The organism is Buttiauxella sp. A111, from assembly GCF_014189855.1.
GTDB lineage: Bacteria > Pseudomonadota > Gammaproteobacteria > Enterobacterales > Enterobacteriaceae > Buttiauxella > Buttiauxella selenatireducens.
On the sequence record NZ_BJFN01000002.1, the window covers coordinates 143,875 to 161,176 of the forward strand.

The window sequence follows — 17,302 nt, forward strand, 5'->3', positions numbered from 1 at the left end:
AATTTCCCATTTAAAAAGGACCCACTATGTTTTCCGCATTGCGCCAAACGCTTACCAGCCTGGCGTTAGGGATTTGCTGTACCTCACCGGCATTTGCAAACACTTCTCCACCAGGTGAAATCGCCGGACAACAAACGCGCCATATCGCCACAATGTTTCCCGGGAGAATGACAGGTAGCCCTGCGGAAATGATGGCCGCGGATTACCTCAATCAGCAATTTAGCCAGCTTGGCTACCAAAGTGATATCCGCCGTTTTAACACCCGTTATCTGTACACCACTAAAGATGGTCATCAGAGCTGGCATAACGTCAGCGCAAGCTCAGTGATTGCTGCACGGGAAGGTATTAAACCGCAGCAAATTATTATCATGGCGCATCTCGATACGTATTCGCCGCTCAACGATAACGATGTGAATAACAACCTTGGTGGTTTGACGCTACAGGGCGTGGATGACAATGCTTCAGGCCTTGGCGTGATGCTGGAACTCGCCACCCGCCTGAAAGATATCCCGACACGTTATGGCATCCGTTTTATCGCTACCAGCGGTGAAGAAATTGGCACCTTGGGTGCGGAAGATGTCCTGAAACGCATGACGGCCAGCGAGAAGAAAAATACGCTGCTGGTGATTAATCTCGATAACCTGATTGTCGGCGACAAACTCTATTTCAATAGCGGTAAATCGACGCCGGCGGCCGTCAGCAAACTCACGCGTGACCGTGCATTAGCGCTGGCGCGCCAGCTGCATGTTCAGGCGACGACCAATCCAGGCGCGAATGCCAAATACCCAAAAGGCACGGGCTGCTGTAGTGATGCAGACGTGTTTGATAAAGCTGGGATCCCGGTGCTATCGGTGGAAGCGACCAACTGGTCACTTGGCAAAAAAGATGGCTATCAGCAACGGGCAAAAAGTAAAGCGTTCCCTGATGGAAGCAGTTGGCATAATGCCTTGATTGATAACCAACAATATCTGGATAAATGGTTACCGCATCGCATCGAGAAACGCAGCCATGATGTCGTGCGCGTGATGCTGCCATTAGTAAAAGAGTTGGCGAAAGCGGGGAAATAAAGGGGGCGATTCCCGCAGTCAGGGGAATCGCATTAAATTACTCGTGCAGCCCACACTCGCGCTTCAACCCAAAGAAGCGCGTTTCTTCTTCCGCCATGCCTTCTTCCCACTTACGTGTGGTGTGGGTGTCGCCAACGGAGAGATAACCCTGATCCCACAACGGGTGATATTTCAGGCCATTAGCGGTCAGATACTGGTAAACCGTGCGGTTTTCCCAGTCGATGATCGGCAGAATTTTAAACACGTCACGTTGAATCGCCAGCACGGGTAAATTCGCACGACTACCCGATTGTTCACGGCGTAAACCCGCAAACCAGGTTTGCCCGTTCAATTCACGCAGTGCCCGGTTCATCGGCTCAACTTTGTTGATGTCATTGTATTTTTCAATGCCTTCAACACCTTGTTCCCACAATTTACCGTAGCGAGCTTCCTGCCAGGCCGCACTTTCCTTCGCACTGAATACTTTCAGGTTCAGCTTCAGCTTGTCGGTCAGTTCATCAATAAACTGGTAGGTTTCCGGGAACAGATAACCGGTGTCGGTCAGGATAACCGGAATATCCGGAAACTGGCGGGTGACCAAATGCAGACTTACCGCCGCCTGAATGCCAAAGCTTGAGGACAGCACAAACTCGCCAGGCAAGTTTTCCAGCGCCCAACTTACGCGCTGTTCGGCGGTGAGTTTTTCAAGCTGAGTGTTGGCCTCGGCCAACGCCATCACGCGTTCGACTTTGGGCAATTCGTTCAGCGCTTTTAAATCGAGTACCGACATACGTGCCTCGCTTGTTAATATTGACCCTCACCCCGGCCCTCTCCCTGAGGGAGAGGGGGAAAATCAAAACCATACACTGTTTAGTCCCCTCTCCTGGGGGAGAGGGTTAGGGTTAGGGTGAGGGCGAAGGGGAAAATTAGTCCCACAAATCCCGAGCCGGATCGAGCACCGGACGAATAATCCCAGCGCGAATGGTGAAATCACCAAAGCCTTCATTCGCTTCACGCTCTTTCGACCAGCGCCCAACCAGTTCATCAATAGATGCCAGAATCTCGGGTTCAGTAATATTTTCGCGGTACATACGCGGAATACGTGTGCCGATACGGTTACCCCCGATATGCAGGTTGTAGCGCCCAGGCGCTTTACCCACCAGGCCGATTTCTGCCAGCATCGCGCGTCCACAGCCGTTCGGGCAGCCAGTTACACGCGTCACAATGTGTTCATCTGGCACGTGGTGTTTTTCCAGCACTTCTTCAACTTTAGTCACAAACTGCGGCAAGAAACGTTCAGCTTCAGCCATTGCCAGTGGGCACGTCGGGAAGGCGACGCAGGCCATCGAGTTTTCACGTTGTGGCTTCACCGCGTTCATCAAGCCGCTTTCTTTCGCAATTTTCTCAATCGCAGCTTTCTCAGAAGCAGGAACCCCTGCGACGATCAGGTTCTGGTTGGCGGTCAGGCGGAAGTCACCTTTGTGGATCTTCGCGATCTCCATCAGCCCTGTTTTCAGCGGACGATCCGGATAATCCAGAATGCGACCATTTTCGATAAACAGCGTCAGATGCCATTTATCATCAATTCCTTTCACCCAACCAATGCGATCGCCACGTCCGGTAAATTCATACGGCCGAGTCGGCTCAAAGGTGATGCCCGCACGACGCTCAACTTCAGCTTTGAACACGTCAACGCCGACGCGCTCAAGGGTGTATTTAGTTTTTGCATTCTTACGGTCGGTACGGTTGCCCCAGTCGCGTTGCGTGGTGACAACGGCTTCCGCTACCGCCAGCGTGTGTTCCAGCGGAATGTAACCAAACTCGCTCGCGGTGCGCGCATACGTCGCTTTGTTACCGTGTTCAATAGACAAACCGCCGCCCACCAGCAGGTTGAAGCCCACCAGTTTGCCGTCTTTGGCAATCGCGATGAAGTTCATGTCATTGGCATGAAGATCGACATCATTCTGCGGTGGCACGACGACCGTGGTTTTAAACTTACGCGGTAAATAGGTTTCACCCAGTATTGGCTCTTCATCGGTGGTAGCGACTTTCTCTTGATCCCACCAAATTTCAGCGTAAGCACGGGTGCGCGGCAGCAAGTGTTCGGATAGCTTTTTCGCCCATTCGTACGCTTCCTGATGTAGTTCAGACTCCACCGGGTTTGAAGTACACAACACGTTGCGGTTAACGTCATTGGCGGTTGCCAGCGCATCCAGCCCGACTTCGTGCAGCATTTCGTGAGCCGGTTTCACGTTCTTTTTCAGAATGCCGTGGAACTGGAAAGTCTGGCGGTTAGTCAGACGAATGCTGCCGTAAATGGTTTTGTCTTCGGCAAATTTATCAATCGCGCGCCATTGCTCAGTGGTGATGATCCCACCCGGCAGACGGCAGCGCAGCATCATGGCGTGGCGCGGTTCGAGTTTCTGTTCAGCACGTTCAGCACGAATATCACGATCATCTTGCTGGTACATACCGTGGAAACGGATCAGCAAAAAGTTATCGCCTCTGAAGCCGCCAGTCAGCCCGTCCTGCAAATCCTCTTTAATAGTGCCGCGCAGATAATGACTTTCGCGTTTCAGACGCTCGGCGTCAGACAGCTTGCCTTCGACCACTAATGGTCCTGGGTGTTTTTCGCTCATTAGTAGACATCTCGCTGATAACGGCGCTCAACGCGCAGCTCACTTAAAAATTCATCGGCCGTTTCAGCGTCCATACCACCGAACTCGGCTACCACTTCCAGTAATGCATGCTCAACGTCTTTTGCCATGCGATTCGCATCGCCGCAGACGTAAATGTGGGCACCTTCTTTAATCCAGTTCCACAGTTCCGCGCCTTTTTCGCGCAGTTTATCTTGTACGTATATTTTGTGTTGCTGGTCGCGGGACCAGGCAAGATCGATGTTGGTCAGCAGGCCATCTTTGACGTAGCGCTGCCATTCCACCTGATAGAGGAAGTCGTCGGTAAAGTGTGGGTTACCGAAGAACAGCCAGTTTTTACCCGTTGCACCGTCGTTTTCACGCTGCTGCATAAAGGCGCGGAACGGGGCAATACCCGTACCTGGGCCAATCATAATGACCGGTGTTTCCGGGTTAGCTGGCAGGCGGAAGTTATCATTGTGTTCGATGAACACACGCACTTCGCCGTCTTCTGCAAGACGATCCGCCAGGAAACCGGATGCGCCACCGGTACGGGCACGGCCTTCGATGTCATAACGCACCACGCCAACGGTAATGTGAACTTCGCTTTCGGCTTCAACCTGTGAAGACGCGATGGAGTACAGACGCGGCGTCAGCGGGCGCAGCAAATCAATAAGCTGTTCGGCCGTTAATTCTGCCGGAGCGTAACGCACCATATCGACAATCGGTGTGCTTTGAGCGAAGTGTTGCAGTTTTGTTTTATCGCCCACCAAATCCAGCAGCGCCGTGTTGCGGGTAACCTGAGCGTATTTCTCAACGATATTCGCGGTATTGATGGTCAGCTCAAAGTGCCACTCCAGCGCTTCACTCAGCGGCAGCGTTTTGCCATCGACCGTGACGCTCTCGTCGCCTTTTAGCCACAGCAATTCAACCAGTTCTTTTACCAGTGCAGGATCGTTTTGATACCAGACGCCCAGTGCGTCGCCAGGCTGGTAGCGCAGGCCGGAATCGCCGAGGTCGATTTCAAAGTGGCGCACGTCTTTTTCTGAATCACGGCCCGTTATTTTCTGATTCACCGCCAGTGACGCAATCAGCGGCGCTTCTTTGGTGTATGGACTGGTGAAAACTTCGTTCACCGCGCCTGTCGAGGTCAACGCGGCTTGTGCCGGAGTTTCTGCAGGTACTCGGGATTTCAGAACATCGACAATTTTTGCACGCCATTGCGCTGCTGCGGGCTGGAACTCAACATCAGTATCCACGCGATCCAACAAGCGCTCACCACCGAGTTCCGCAAGTTTGGAGTCAAAGTCTTTACCGGACTGGCAGAAGAATTCGTAAGAAGTATCACCGAGGCTAAATACAGCAAACGCTGTACCGTTAAGTTTCGGGGCTTTTTTCGAGAACAGGAACTTGTGCAACGCAACCGCTTCTTCTGGTGGCTCACCTTCGCCCTGCGTTGACGTCACGACAATCAGCAGCTTTTCCTGGGCTATTTGTTTGAATTTATAGTCGCCCGCGTTCACCAGATTGACGTTCAGTTTAGCTGCCAGCAGATCATCTCGCAGTTGTTCGCTGACGCGGCGTGCGTTCCCGGTTTGGGAAGCTGAGATCAGTGTGATAACCGGTACTTCAGCCGCAGTTGGCGGTGCCGCAGCAACAGTGCCCGGTTGTTGATTGATCATTCCCCAGAAATAGCCCGATATCCAGGCCAGTTGAGTCTGCGAGAAATCTGTTGTCGCCGCCTGGAGGCGTGCCAGTTGCTCCGGGGTTAGCGGCAGCAATGCGGTCGGTGGAGCCTGAGTTGTCATGCGTTGTGGGTTCCAGTAGCAAAAGATCCGTTTTTAAACATCAACGGTAAAAAGCATTCATAGGGTAAGGTTAACCATCGGGATAATAACAATTAAAGAAGGGATAGAAATAACAAATAACAAAAACGACTAACCACTTTTACGGGTAATCCATAACGGCAAAAGTAATTAACTAACGTGTTGAAAATTAAAAATAAAAATAACAATTCTCGAAAATCATAATTTGAATTCGTCCTTCACTGTTTTAGCTAATACAGTAAAAACATACCCTATATCAATCGAGTTGCAGGTAGGCGGCAAGGGAGCAAATCCCCAGGAGCTTACTAAAGTAAGTGACTGGGGTTTGTGAGTGCAGCCAACACCCCTGCGACTTGAATGATGACGGGTATAGTCGTTTCCGGTACTATGCCGCGTTATTTTGAAAGAGACTCCATCATGTCCACTACCCTGTTTAAAGATTTTACCTTCGAAGCCGCTCACCGCCTGCCACATGTCCCTGAAGGCCACAAATGCGGTCGCTTACATGGGCATTCATTTATGGTGCGCCTGGAAATCACTGGCGAGGTTGATCCGTATACCGGCTGGATTATGGATTTTTCTGAGCTGAAAGCCGCGTTTAAACCGACTTATAACCGACTGGATCATTACTATCTGAATGATATTCCAGGTCTTGAGAATCCGACCAGCGAAGTACTGGCGAAATGGATTTGGGACGAAATGAAACCGATTGTGCCGCTGCTCAGCGCAGTAATGGTGAAAGAAACCTGTACCGCCGGTTGCGTGTATAAAGGTTAAAAGAAAGGCACCGTAAAGGTGCCTTTCTCGTTTTAAGCGATGTTCAAATACTTGTGCGTCTGCATTGAAAGCCGCCAGTTACGGGCGATACAGGTTTCGATACACAGGCGCGTCGCGTCTTCTTTCTGGCTGATAGGCTGCAGGGCGATAACACGTTTTTTATCATCCACCAGAGTTGCCAGCAATTCGTCGAGCGCTTCAATATCACGCAGTCGACCCACGGGATGCTTAATCTCGTCGGCACGTTCCAAAGCTTGAGAAAGCACGTCGTAGCCACCACGCATATTCACTTTCGGGGATACCGTTACCCAGGTTCCCGCAGTACAACGCACTTCGTGCGTGCCGCTTGTTTCAATCTGGCAGCTATAACCGTGGTGCTCAAACAACGCGGTAAGCGGAGTGAGATCGTGAATACACGGTTCTCCTCCGGTAATGACCACGTGGCGTGCGGTGTAATCCTGACGCTGGAATATCGCCAGCAAATCTTCTGCGCTGGCATTACCCCATTTATCGCTCTCTTTGGTTTTGGCGAGAATACTGAACAGAGAGACTTCACGATCTGCGAGTTTATCCCAGGTGTGTTTAGTATCGCACCACGCGCAGCCCACCGGGCAACCTTGCAGGCGAATGAAGATGGCGGGCACACCAGTAAAATAGCCCTCCCCTTGCAGGGTCTGGAACATCTCGTTAATCGGGTACTGCATAGTCATCTCTGATAATTGTTCTAAAAAGTAATTATCGCAGATGTAGCGGTTGAGATCATGCGTAACGGTGTAACGGGCCCAATCAGGGGGAGACTGGACCCGTTACGGCTACCACTAACTAACGGTCGCGATAGCGTTTACGAAGCGGCGCGTAATTTGTTGGGGACGCGTTATCGCCCCACCCACCACGACCGCATGAGCACCCAAAGTCAGGCAATGTGCAGCCATTTCAGGTGTTTCAACATTGCCTTCAGCAATCACTGGCACATCAACGGCTGCCAGAACATCCCGCAGGAACTGGCAATTATTATGCGCAAGAATTTGCCCTTTTGTTTCTGATGTATAGCCGTGGAGCGTCGTGCCGACACAATCAAAGCCGAGTTCAGCCGCTGTCCGTGCTTCCTCAACAGTAGCAATATCAGCCATTAACAAAAGATCGGGATACTTCTGGCGAATAGCGACGACCAGGCTCTGCAAATCATGTGCACCTGGACGCTCATGTCCTGTGGCATCCATCGCAATCATCGCCGGTTTTGCGGCCATCAGCTCATCCACTTCTTTGAGCGTGGCTGTGATGTAAACATCACTGCCCGGATAGTCACGCTTGATGATGGCAATAACAGGTAAATCAACGGTATCCATAATTGTCTGTACATCAATAAGACTGTTCGCTCGAATTGCCGCAGCCCCACCTTGCGCTGCCGCCAGCGCCATTCTCGACATGATGAACGCGCTATGTAACGGCTCGTTTTCCAGTGCCTGGCAGGAGACAATCAGTTTTCCCTGAATTTGTAACATCATGGATGGTTTCATAAGGCTAGCAGTTCCTCTACTTCGTTTTTAATGATGGTGACGTGCGGACCGTAAATAACCTGCACTCCATTACCGCGTTTAATAACGGCTCGGGCTCCTGTTTCTTTCAACAGAGCTTCGTTGATGAGTTCGCCATCGTGCAAAGTGACGCGCAAGCGTGTGGCGCAGCAATCAAGCTCAACAATGTTCTCTTTGCCACCGAGTGCCACGATAACTTGTGCAGGGCGTTCGCCTTCAGCAACCTGAACGTTGCTTTCACTACCTGCATCCTCACGGCCTGGCGTTTTGAAGTTAAAACGAGTAATCACAAAGCGGAACGTGAAGTAGTAGAGGAAGAACCACGGAATCCCCACCAGCGGCACGTATAACCAGTGAGTTTTTGCCTCACCCTGCAACACGCCAAACAAGATGAAATCAATGAAGCCGCCAGAGAATGTCTGACCGATGGTAATGTGCAGAATATGCGCCAGCATGAAAGCCAGGCCATCGAATACAGCGTGAATCACATACAGTACAGGTGCGATAAACAGGAAAGAGAACTCGATTGGCTCGGTAATGCCTGTTAAGAACGAGGTCAACGCAGCAGACAGCAGCAAACCAGCAACACGTTTGCGGTTTTCCGGTTTCGCGGTGTGGTACATCGCCAAACACGCACCAATCAGGCCGAACATCATCGTGATGAAGCGTCCGGACATAAAGCGTGACGTTCCGACATAAAACTGCTGAGTATTCGGATCGGCCAGCTGTGCGAAGAAGATGCGTTGCGTTCCTTCAACCAGGTGACCGCCAACAATCTCGGAACCACCCAGCGCTGTCGTCCAGAATGGCAAATAGAAAATATGGTGCAGGCCGAACGGGCCAAGCATGCGCAGCACGAAACCATAAATAAAGGTGCCCAGATAACCTGTGGCATCCACAAGCCCACCCATTCCAAAAATGAGCTTCTGGAAATGAGGCCAGATAATTGTCATCGCGGCGCCGACCAAAATGGCCACCAGAGAACTGATTATTGGCACAAACCGGGAACCGCCAAAGAACCCCAGGAATTGTGGCAGAGCAATTTTGTTATAGCGATTGTGCAAAAGGGAAGTGACAATCCCGATGACCACACCGCCAAATACCCCCGTTTCAAGGGTCTGAATACCCAACGCCATCCCCTGCCCAACGGCACCGGGGTTGGTTGCAGCCAATTTGCCACCCAGGGTAAGTAACGCATTGATGGTGGCATTCATCACCAGATAAGCCAGTAACGCCGCAAGCCCCGCAGTACCTTTATCGCCCTTCGCCAGGCCAACGGAAACCCCAACGGCAAACAGCACGGCCAGGTTGGCAAAAACAATTGACCCTGCGCTGGCCATGATCGTGAAAATGCCCTGTAACCAGGCAACATCTAAATAGGGATAAGCCGCTACGGTGTTCGGATTTGATAACGCCCCGCCAATCCCCAGCAAAAGCCCAGCAGCAGGAAGTACGGCAATGGGTAACATAAAGGACTTTCCGAAACGTTGCGCTTTTTCAAACCAGCCCCCTGACGAGGCTCCACTAAAAACTGACATAAATTTTCTTCCTGCTGAGTTGTTGTGGTGAAAATTATTACCACAACAAACAACAATCACTGAAAATTATTACCACCAGTAAGATCCAGCTCACAATTAATCGAATCTGCTAGTACTCCAGGGGGGCTTTACTCCACACTATGGGCAGTTTGAATCAGGTTGTGAGATGAGTCCGATGACAGAGAATGGGAATTTATTACTGCACTTGCGCCAGGGTTTGCCAGGCTTTAGCCCAACATTGCAAAAGTTGGGGGATTACATCCTTTCACAACCCCAGAAGGTGCTGTATCTGACCATCACCGAGCTTGCCCGGGAAAGCGAAACCAGCGAAGCCAGCGTCACTCGCCTGTGTCGCCATTTAGGCTGTAAGGGATATACCGAGTTCAAGATGGCCTTAGCGCTGGATGTTCAGCAACAACAGCCACCCGCTCCCGCAAGCGAAGACAGCATTGGTGAACTGGTGGAGGGGTCGGTGCAAGCACTCAGAGATACCGGAAAGCTCTTGAACCGAGATGTTCTGCATCAGGCGGGAATCGCCCTTCACGAGGCGGCTTCAGTGCAAATTTATGGCGTCGCAGCCAGCGCGATCATCGGTGATTATTTACACTACAAATTACTGCGAATGGGCAAATATGCGCAGCTGTATAGCGATATGCATCGTGCTGCGATGAACGCAACTACGCTTAGCGAGAGAGATTTTGTGGTGGTCATTTCCAGCTCGGGTTCCACCAAAGATTTGCTTCATGTAGTGAAGCTTGCCAAAAACCGTCATGCCCGCGTTCTGCTACTGAGCAATACTTTGCGCAGCCCACTTGCCGATCTCGCCGATTTACTGCTGGTTGCGGCAAAACCTGAAGGACCATTGAGCGCTGGGGCATTAGATGCCAAAGTGGGGGCCATGTTACTGGTGGAAGTGTTAGTCAGTGAGCTGGCAAACCACGATAGCCGGTACGCAGCCACCAGTCAGCAAACGGCCAGTGCAACACTGCCACTGCTTATCTAATTGTAGAAAACCCAATCCTGACAAGCGCAATAACCTGTTATTTGTAAAGGCTATTGTGCTTACCATCACAACAATCACCCTTCCCTTGTCAGTAAGTCACTCGGCTTGATCATCGTCATGTTGCCAATCATTTCCCGCTTTTAGCATCGGAGAGCAGCACTCTCTCACTGACATAAGGAAATGATTTATGGAAGGTTCTGTTGATCCCAAAAATGCACGTGTTGGACCTGGTGCCTATGTCGCTTTGCTCTTCGCGATGGTGTTCTTTTCCGGCCTATTGGGCGGTAAAGAGTGGTGGGGTGTGTTTGACTTCACCACGCTAAACGGCGCATTTGGCAAGGTAGTGACCGACGTCACTCCGCAAGGCGATACCGTTGAAGTCGCGAAATCAGCATTTCGCGGAAAAGGCGGACACGGCGCAATGGATGGTTTTCTGTTCGCTTTTGGTCTTATCCCGGCCGTTATGTTCGCTCTGGGCATGATAAACGTACTGGAACATTACGGCGCGCTGAACGCGGCCCGCAAACTGCTCACTCCTCTGTTACGCCCACTGCTCGGCATCCCTGGCTCTACCGGTCTTGCGCTGATTGGCAGCCTGCAAAGTACCGACGTTGGCGCTTCTTTGACGCGCGTATTAGCTGACGAAGGCCAAATCACGGAAAAAGAGAAAACGGTGTTCACGATGTTCCAGTTTTCTGCCGGTGCGATGATCACTAACTTTTTCTCATCAGGTGCGGTGCTGTTCACCTTGCTGGCCGTTGACGGAACACATGCCGTTCCAGCCTCAATTGGCTTGTGCGTTGCGGTGATGTTCATTATGAAAATTGTTGGCGCCAATCTGATGCGCCTGATTTTAACGCTCTCTGAACGTAAGCAAAGTGCCGAGGTGCAACATGGCTGAAACCACTAAACCGATGATCACCGATGTCTTTGTTGCCGGTGCTCGTAAAGGCTGGACCATCGCAACAACCAGCACTCTGCCTAACGTTCTGATGGCATTCATTATTATTTATGCGCTGGAGCTTACCGGTGCGTTAGCAGGCATGGCCTGGCTATTTGGCCCGGTCATGAAAGTCTTTGGGCTGCCGGGTGAAGCAGCAGCCGTGCTCATTGGCGGTTGGATGTCGATGGGCGGTGGAATCGGTGTTGCTATCAGTCTGTTTGAGAAAGGTATTCTCACCGGCAGCCATCTGGCCATTCTCGCTCCCGCCATCTACCTGATGGGTTCACAGGTGCAATACGCAGGACGCATTCTCGGCGTAGTAGGCATCCCAGCCAAACGCATTCCTTTAATGATTGCCCTTTCGGTGCTGAATGCTTTCGGTGCCATGTTAATCATGCGAATTATGATTTAGGAGTTAACCATGGAATTAAAACAGTACCTTCAAGAGCTAAAGAAGGTCGTTAATATCGACTGTGGAACAGCAACGATTGATGGTGTGGCTCAAGTAAGCCAGATATTTCAGCAATGGTACGAGGCCGAAGGTTGGCAATGTGACAGCATTCCTCTGGGCGATAAAGTCGGTCCAGGCCTGTTTGCCACCAACAAGCCGGATGCCACTCAATACGATGTGCTGCTTGTCGGCCATATGGATACCGTGTTCCCAGAGGGAACCGTTGCAGAGCGTCCGTTCAGTATTGAGGGAAATCGAGCCTTTGGCCCCGGTGTGTCAGATATGAAAAGCGGGTTGCTCAATATTCTTTGGGCGCTACGTGGAATGGATAAAGCCACACTGCAACGGCTGTCCATTGGTGTCGCCATGAATCCTGATGAGGAAACCGGTTCGGTGCACTCTCATCACTGGATTGGCGAACTGGCAAAACGTAGCCGCTGTGTGCTGGTCTGTGAAGCTGCAAGGGCTGACGGGTCTTTGGTGAAAGCGCGTAAAGGGATTGCAGGCTATAAACTGACGTTTAAAGGCGTCGCGGCGCATGCCGGTAATGACCCTGAATCAGGCCGCTCCGCTATTAAAGCATTGGCGCGTGCCGTTCTGGAAATCAGTGATCTGGCGGATATCACCAAAGGAACCACCATTAATACGGGTGTCATTTCCGGAGGCGTAGTGCCAAATATCGTGCCTGACCATGCGGAGATGATTGTTGATGTCCGCTTCCAGGATAACGATGAATATGCGCGCGTACATGCGGCAATTGAGGCATTCGGCAAACGCGAATTCGAGCGAGAAGTGAAAACCTTCGTTCAATTGCAGTCTCAAAAACCAGCCATGACGCCCTCTGCCGAAACAGAACAACTCATGCAACTGGTTGAACAAGCAGGGGCCGCAGAAGGTATCGACGTGCGCTGGAAGTCCGTCGGTGGCGGTTCCGATGCGAACCATACCGCAGCGTTGGGGATCCCTTCGCTGGACGGTTTCGGGCCAATAGGGGCTGGTTTCCACAGTGCGTCTGAGTATCTGGAACTGGACAGCATTGAGCCAAGGATCCGCTTACTCAAGCGGGTGATTCAGTCGCTATAAACGCAAATGGCCGGGATATCCCGGCCATTTTTAGTTAATCGCTAAGCTTACTTCTTGGTTTTAAAATCAATCACCATGCGGCCTTTGATTTTACCGTCTTCCATTTCTTTGAAAATAGCATTGATATCTTCAAGTGGGCGCATTGTGACTTTAGGCACCACTTTCCCTTCAGCAGCAAACTGGAAGGCTTCAGCTAAATCATGACGCGTTCCAACTAATGAACCTACCACTTCGATACCATCGAGTACCAGACGCGGAATATTCAGGCTCATTGACTCTGATGGCAAACCCACAGCAACAATACGTGCACCGGCACGAACGGCGTCTACCGCTGAGTTAAACGCCGCTTTCGCCACAGCAGTCACGACCGCTGCATGTGCGCCACCCACTTTTTCCTGGATGACTTTGGCTGCATCTTCATTGCGTGAGTTGATGACTAAATCCGCACCACACTCTTTGGCGAATTCCAGCTGAGCATCATTCACGTCGATGGCAATCACTTTGGCATTAAAGACATTTTTCGCGTATTGCAACGCGAGGTTGCCAAGGCCGCCCAAGCCGTAAATCGCAATCCACTGGCCCGGTTTAATGTGCGAGACTTTTACCGCTTTGTACGTAGTCACGCCCGCACAAGTCACGCTACTGGCAGCAGCAGACTCGAGGCCATCAGGTACTTTTACCGCGTAATCAGCAACAACGATGCACTCCTCAGCCATACCACCATCGGCGGTATAACCCGCGTTAGTGACGCTGCGACACAGAGTCTCGTTGCCGGTGTTACAGTATTCACAGTTTCCGCATCCACGGAAGAACCAGGCAACGCTTGCGCGATCCCCCACTTTCAGGGACGTCACGCCAGGGCCAACCGTCTTCACTACGCCAATGCCTTCATGCCCCAGCGTAATGCCTGTAACGTCACCAAAATCTCCATTTTTTACATGCAAATCGGTATGGCATACGCCACAACATTCCATCGTCAGCAATGCTTCGCCGTGTTTAAGGGCGCGAACGGGTTTATCAATGATCCCTACAGAGTGGTCTTTATTCACAACTGCTGCTTTCATGTCGGTCTCCTGACCTGTGAGTGAAAAGTCCCCGTAAGCCTGGTCGACAGGGGAGGAATCTGCAAACTCTACCCTCTAGCGGATACGTAAATTGTTCAGGGGCCGACAAAAATAGAAATAAAAAAACCCGCCGAAGCGGGTTTTTTGTAAGAATTTAAAGCAGTAACGAATTACTGACCTTTAACTTCTTTCAGACCGTTGAACGGAGCTGGTGTGCCCTGTGCAGCCAGTGCTTCTTCGATACGAATCAGCTGGTTGTACTTAGCAACACGGTCAGAACGGCTCATAGAACCAGTTTTGATCTGGCCTGCAGCAGTACCAACAGCCAGGTCAGCGATGGTAGCATCTTCAGTTTCGCCTGAACGGTGAGAGATAACTGCAGTGTAGCCAGCATCTTTCGCCATTTTGATCGCAGCCAGAGTTTCGGTCAGAGAACCGATCTGGTTGAATTTGATCAGGATGGAGTTAGCGATACCGTTGTCGATACCACGTTTCAGGATTTTGGTGTTAGTTACGAACAGATCGTCACCAACCAACTGGATTTTGTCGCCCAGAACTTTAGTCTGGTGCGCGAAGCCATCCCAATCAGACTCATCCAGACCGTCTTCGATAGAAACGATTGGGTACTGTTTGGTCAGATCTTCCAGGAATGCAGTGAATTCTTCAGAGGTGAAAGCTTTGTTGCCTTCGCCAGCCAGAACGTATTTACCGTCTTTGTAGAATTCAGAAGCAGCACAGTCCATAGCCAGAGTAATGTCTTTACCCAGCTCGTAACCTGCAGCTTTAACCGCTTCAGCGATTACAGCCAGTGCTTCAGCGTTGGAACCCAGGTTTGGCGCATAGCCACCTTCGTCACCAACAGCAGTACCCATGCCTTTAGATTTCAGAACTTTAGCCAGGGTGTGGAAAACTTCAGAACCCATACGGATGGCTTCTTTCAGAGTTTTCGCACCAACTGGTTGAATCATGAACTCTTGGATATCAACGTTGTTATCAGCGTGCTCGCCACCGTTGATGATGTTCATCATAGGCAGTGGCATAGAGAATTTGCCTGGAGTGCCGTTCAGTTCAGCGATGTGTGCATACAGCGGCAGGCCTTTAGAGGCAGCAGCAGCTTTAGCAGCAGCAAGAGAAACAGCCAGGATTGCGTTAGCGCCGAAGTTAGATTTGTTTTCGGTACCGTCCAGGTCGATCATGATCTTATCGATGTTTGCCTGGTCTTTCGCATCTTTACCAGTTACAGCCGCAGCGATCGGGCCATTAACTGCAGCAACGGCTTTCAGAACGCCTTTGCCCAGGTAGCGAGATTTGTCGCCATCGCGCAGTTCCAGCGCTTCGCGGGAACCAGTTGAAGCACCTGATGGTGCAGCAGCCATACCTACGAAACCGCCTTCCAGATGAACTTCAGCTTCAACAGTCGGGTTACCACGGGAGTCGATGATTTCACGACCGATGACTTTAACGATTTTGGACATTAGATTTTCCTCAGTACAAGTTAAACTAAAACTCCAGACAAACAACGCGCGAAACATTCGCGCGTTGTCGTTCTAACTTTCTGCTTACTTCGCCTGACGCTTTTGGTACTCACCGGCCGCTTTAACAAAGCCTGCAAACAGTGGGTGACCATCACGCGGGGTCGACGTAAATTCCGGGTGGAACTGGCAAGCAACAAACCACGGATGATTTGGCACTTCGATGATTTCTACCAGTTGGTCATCACCGGAACGGCCCGCAACGCGCAGACCTGCTGTTTCAATTTGCTTCAACAACATGTTGTTGACTTCATAACGATGGCGATGACGCTCAACGATTGTCGGTTCACCGTACATCTGGCGCACCAGACTACCATCGGTCAACTGACACTGCTGGCCGCCAAGACGCATAGTTCCGCCTAAGTCGCTCTTTTCAGTACGAACTTCAACGTTACCTTCTTCATCTCGCCACTCGGTGATTAAGGCGACCACCGGGTATTTACAGTCTGGCACAAATTCAGTTGAGTTGGCGTTAGCCATGCCCGCAACGTTTCGTGCAAACTCGATCAGCGCAACCTGCATACCTAAGCAAATACCCAGGTAAGGAATGTTCTGCTCACGAGCATAGCGCGCGGTAGCGATTTTGCCTTCCACACCACGGTAACCGAAACCGCCAGGGATAAGGATAGCATCCAATCCCTTCAGCATTTCTTCAGTACCGCGAGTTTCAACATCCTGCGAGTCAATCAGCTTGATGTTAACGGTCAGACGATTTTTCAAACCACCGTGTTTCAGCGCTTCAATCACAGATTTGTAGGCATCTGGCAGTTCAATGTACTTGCCGACCATACCAATCGTAACTTCGCTTGTCGGATTCGCTTCTTCGTAAATAACTTGTTCCCATTCGGACAAGTTAGCTTCAGGAACGTTCAAGCTGAATCGTTTACAAATATAATCGTCCAGACCCTGTGATTTCAACAGACCTGGAATTTTATAGATGGAATCGACATCTTTTAGAGAAATAACCGCTTTCTCCGGGACGTTACAGAACAATGCAATTTTTGCACGTTCGTTTGCCGGAACCACGCGGTCAGAACGGCAGATCAGCACATCTGGCTGAATACCGATAGAAAGCAGTTCTTTTACGGAGTGTTGAGTCGGTTTAGTTTTCACCTCACCAGCAGCCGCCATGTATGGCACCAGAGTCAGGTGCATATACAGCGTGTGCTCACGACCCACTTCTACAGCCATCTGACGAATCGCTTCGAGGAACGGCAGAGATTCGATATCACCTACTGTACCGCCGATTTCTACCAGTACGACATCGTAGCCTTCGCCACCTTCAAGGATGCGTTCTTTGATAGCGTTCGTGATGTGTGGAATAACCTGGACAGTCGCACCCAGATAGTCGCCACGGCGTTCTTTACGCAGAACTTCTGAGTAGATACGGCCAGTAGTGAAGTTGTTACGACGCGTCATTTTGTTGCGAATGAAACGCTCGTAGTGACCTAAATCCAGGTCGGTTTCAGCGCCGTCTTCTGTAACGAACACTTCCCCATGTTGAATAGGGCTCATGGTACCCGGATCGACGTTGATGTACGGATCGAGTTTCATGATGGATACGTTGAGGCCACGGGCTTCGAGAATAGCTGCGAGGGAGGCTGCGGCAATGCCTTTACCCAGAGAGGAAACGACCCCGCCGGTCACAAAAATATAGTTCGTTGTCATGCTGAACCTGAAGAGTTAGGTTTAAAGACGATGGAAGTACCAGGACGGGAAAGTAGTATACCCGAACAGTATCGGCGTCACAAACTTTCATTCTGTCTGCAAAGCCCTGACCTCGCACTTTGTCAGGGCACTGAAAATAGCCCGTTTGGCATAAATGTTTTTGACGTAAATCAAGCGCTTGTTAAATTGAAATTGCCATA

Annotated in this window: 15 protein-coding genes; 6 read left to right on the forward strand and 9 right to left on the reverse strand. The window is 50.9% G+C overall.

Features of this window, described 5'->3' with window-relative positions:
• Positions 1–26: 26 nt before the first annotated feature.
• A complete protein-coding gene (locus tag BSPA111_RS06850; protein ID WP_183270430.1) occupies positions 27–1,067 on the forward strand; it encodes an aminopeptidase in 1,041 nt (346 codons plus the stop codon).
• Between the two features lie 37 nt (positions 1,068–1,104).
• On the opposite strand, the gene cysH is transcribed toward BSPA111_RS06850, so the two are convergent.
• The 3 genes from cysH to cysJ all read right to left on the reverse strand — a co-directional run bounded on the left by cysH (position 1,105) and on the right by cysJ (position 5,490).
• Positions 1,105–1,836, reverse strand: coding sequence for a phosphoadenosine phosphosulfate reductase (cysH, locus tag BSPA111_RS06855; RefSeq protein WP_183270431.1), 732 nt, complete (start codon positions 1,834–1,836; stop codon positions 1,105–1,107).
• A gap of 136 nt (positions 1,837–1,972) precedes the next feature.
• On the reverse strand, positions 1,973–3,685 hold the full coding sequence (gene cysI / locus BSPA111_RS06860; protein WP_183270432.1) for an assimilatory sulfite reductase (NADPH) hemoprotein subunit: 1,713 nt from the start codon (positions 3,683–3,685) through the stop codon (positions 1,973–1,975).
• A complete protein-coding gene (gene cysJ / locus BSPA111_RS06865; protein WP_183270433.1) occupies positions 3,685–5,490 on the reverse strand; it encodes an NADPH-dependent assimilatory sulfite reductase flavoprotein subunit in 1,806 nt (601 codons plus the stop codon). The genes cysI and cysJ overlap by 1 nt, the downstream gene beginning before the upstream one ends.
• Before the next feature lie 435 nt (positions 5,491–5,925).
• Between cysJ and queD the strand changes: the two genes are divergently transcribed.
• Positions 5,926–6,285: a 6-carboxytetrahydropterin synthase QueD gene (gene queD, locus BSPA111_RS06870; protein ID WP_183270434.1), complete on the forward strand. Its 360-nt coding sequence runs from the start codon at positions 5,926–5,928 to the stop codon at positions 6,283–6,285.
• 32 nt (positions 6,286–6,317) lie between these two features.
• Here the strand turns inward: queD and queE are convergent, their stop codons facing one another.
• The 3 genes from queE to BSPA111_RS06885 form a co-directional block, all read right to left on the reverse strand.
• A complete protein-coding gene (gene queE / locus BSPA111_RS06875) occupies positions 6,318–6,989 on the reverse strand; it encodes a 7-carboxy-7-deazaguanine synthase QueE (protein WP_183270435.1) in 672 nt (223 codons plus the stop codon).
• 114 nt (positions 6,990–7,103) lie between these two features.
• A complete protein-coding gene (locus BSPA111_RS06880; RefSeq protein WP_183270436.1) occupies positions 7,104–7,802 on the reverse strand; it encodes an N-acetylmannosamine-6-phosphate 2-epimerase in 699 nt (232 codons plus the stop codon).
• Positions 7,799–9,358 carry a PTS transporter subunit EIIC gene (locus tag BSPA111_RS06885; protein ID WP_183270437.1) on the reverse strand — a complete coding sequence of 520 codons (1,560 nt, stop codon included), beginning with the start codon at positions 9,356–9,358 and terminating at the stop codon, positions 7,799–7,801. The genes BSPA111_RS06880 and BSPA111_RS06885 overlap by 4 nt, the downstream gene beginning before the upstream one ends.
• 175 nt (positions 9,359–9,533) lie before the next feature.
• On the opposite strand from BSPA111_RS06885, the gene BSPA111_RS06890 reads away from it, so the two are divergent.
• The 4 genes from BSPA111_RS06890 to BSPA111_RS06905 all read left to right on the forward strand — a co-directional run bounded on the left by BSPA111_RS06890 (position 9,534) and on the right by BSPA111_RS06905 (position 12,838).
• Complete coding sequence (locus BSPA111_RS06890; RefSeq protein ID WP_183270866.1) at positions 9,534–10,361, forward strand: MurR/RpiR family transcriptional regulator; 828 nt, start codon at positions 9,534–9,536, stop codon at positions 10,359–10,361.
• Between the two features lie 187 nt (positions 10,362–10,548).
• Positions 10,549–11,262: a nucleoside recognition domain-containing protein gene (locus BSPA111_RS06895; protein WP_183270438.1), complete on the forward strand. Its 714-nt coding sequence runs from the start codon at positions 10,549–10,551 to the stop codon at positions 11,260–11,262.
• The gene (locus BSPA111_RS06900) at positions 11,255–11,716 is read left to right on the forward strand and encodes a YjiG family protein (RefSeq protein WP_183270439.1); all 462 of its coding nucleotides are present in this window, start codon (positions 11,255–11,257) and stop codon (positions 11,714–11,716) included. The genes BSPA111_RS06895 and BSPA111_RS06900 overlap by 8 nt, the downstream gene beginning before the upstream one ends.
• 9 nt (positions 11,717–11,725) lie before the next feature.
• Complete coding sequence (locus BSPA111_RS06905; RefSeq protein WP_183270440.1) at positions 11,726–12,838, forward strand: M20 family metallopeptidase; 1,113 nt, start codon at positions 11,726–11,728, stop codon at positions 12,836–12,838.
• Positions 12,839–12,885: 47 nt separating this feature from the next.
• Here the strand turns inward: BSPA111_RS06905 and adhP are convergent, their stop codons facing one another.
• The 3 genes from adhP to pyrG form a co-directional block, all read right to left on the reverse strand.
• Entirely contained in the window at positions 12,886–13,902 is a 1,017-nt protein-coding gene (gene adhP, locus BSPA111_RS06910; protein ID WP_064543872.1) for an alcohol dehydrogenase AdhP, read from the reverse strand.
• 170 nt (positions 13,903–14,072) lie between these two features.
• Positions 14,073–15,377 (reverse strand): phosphopyruvate hydratase, encoded by a 1,305-nt coding sequence (gene eno / locus BSPA111_RS06915; RefSeq protein WP_183270441.1) that lies wholly within the window; start codon positions 15,375–15,377, stop codon positions 14,073–14,075.
• A gap of 84 nt (positions 15,378–15,461) precedes the next feature.
• Positions 15,462–17,102, reverse strand: coding sequence for a glutamine hydrolyzing CTP synthase (gene pyrG, locus BSPA111_RS06920; protein WP_183270442.1), 1,641 nt, complete (start codon positions 17,100–17,102; stop codon positions 15,462–15,464).
• Positions 17,103–17,302 lie beyond the last annotated feature (200 nt).

What these genes read in the sequence shown, in the direction of transcription:
- BSPA111_RS06850 (WP_183270430.1), top strand. Translation starts at nt 27, where the DNA reads ATGTTTTCCGCATTGCGCCAAACGCTTACCAGCCTGGCGTTAGGGATT.
- cysH (WP_183270431.1), bottom strand. Translation starts at nt 1,836, where the DNA reads ATGTCGGTACTCGATTTAAAAGCGCTGAACGAATTGCCCAAAGTCGAA.
- cysI (WP_183270432.1), bottom strand. Translation starts at nt 3,685, where the DNA reads ATGAGCGAAAAACACCCAGGACCATTAGTGGTCGAAGGCAAGCTGTCT.
- cysJ (WP_183270433.1), bottom strand. Translation starts at nt 5,490, where the DNA reads ATGACAACTCAGGCTCCACCGACCGCATTGCTGCCGCTAACCCCGGAG.
- queD (WP_183270434.1), top strand. Translation starts at nt 5,926, where the DNA reads ATGTCCACTACCCTGTTTAAAGATTTTACCTTCGAAGCCGCTCACCGC.
- queE (WP_183270435.1), bottom strand. Translation starts at nt 6,989, where the DNA reads ATGCAGTACCCGATTAACGAGATGTTCCAGACCCTGCAAGGGGAGGGC.
- BSPA111_RS06880 (WP_183270436.1), bottom strand. Translation starts at nt 7,802, where the DNA reads ATGAAACCATCCATGATGTTACAAATTCAGGGAAAACTGATTGTCTCC.
- BSPA111_RS06885 (WP_183270437.1), bottom strand. Translation starts at nt 9,358, where the DNA reads ATGTCAGTTTTTAGTGGAGCCTCGTCAGGGGGCTGGTTTGAAAAAGCG.
- BSPA111_RS06890 (WP_183270866.1), top strand. Translation starts at nt 9,534, where the DNA reads ATGACAGAGAATGGGAATTTATTACTGCACTTGCGCCAGGGTTTGCCA.
- BSPA111_RS06895 (WP_183270438.1), top strand. Translation starts at nt 10,549, where the DNA reads ATGGAAGGTTCTGTTGATCCCAAAAATGCACGTGTTGGACCTGGTGCC.
- BSPA111_RS06900 (WP_183270439.1), top strand. Translation starts at nt 11,255, where the DNA reads ATGGCTGAAACCACTAAACCGATGATCACCGATGTCTTTGTTGCCGGT.
- BSPA111_RS06905 (WP_183270440.1), top strand. Translation starts at nt 11,726, where the DNA reads ATGGAATTAAAACAGTACCTTCAAGAGCTAAAGAAGGTCGTTAATATC.
- adhP (WP_064543872.1), bottom strand. Translation starts at nt 13,902, where the DNA reads ATGAAAGCAGCAGTTGTGAATAAAGACCACTCTGTAGGGATCATTGAT.
- eno (WP_183270441.1), bottom strand. Translation starts at nt 15,377, where the DNA reads ATGTCCAAAATCGTTAAAGTCATCGGTCGTGAAATCATCGACTCCCGT.
- pyrG (WP_183270442.1), bottom strand. Translation starts at nt 17,102, where the DNA reads ATGACAACGAACTATATTTTTGTGACCGGCGGGGTCGTTTCCTCTCTG.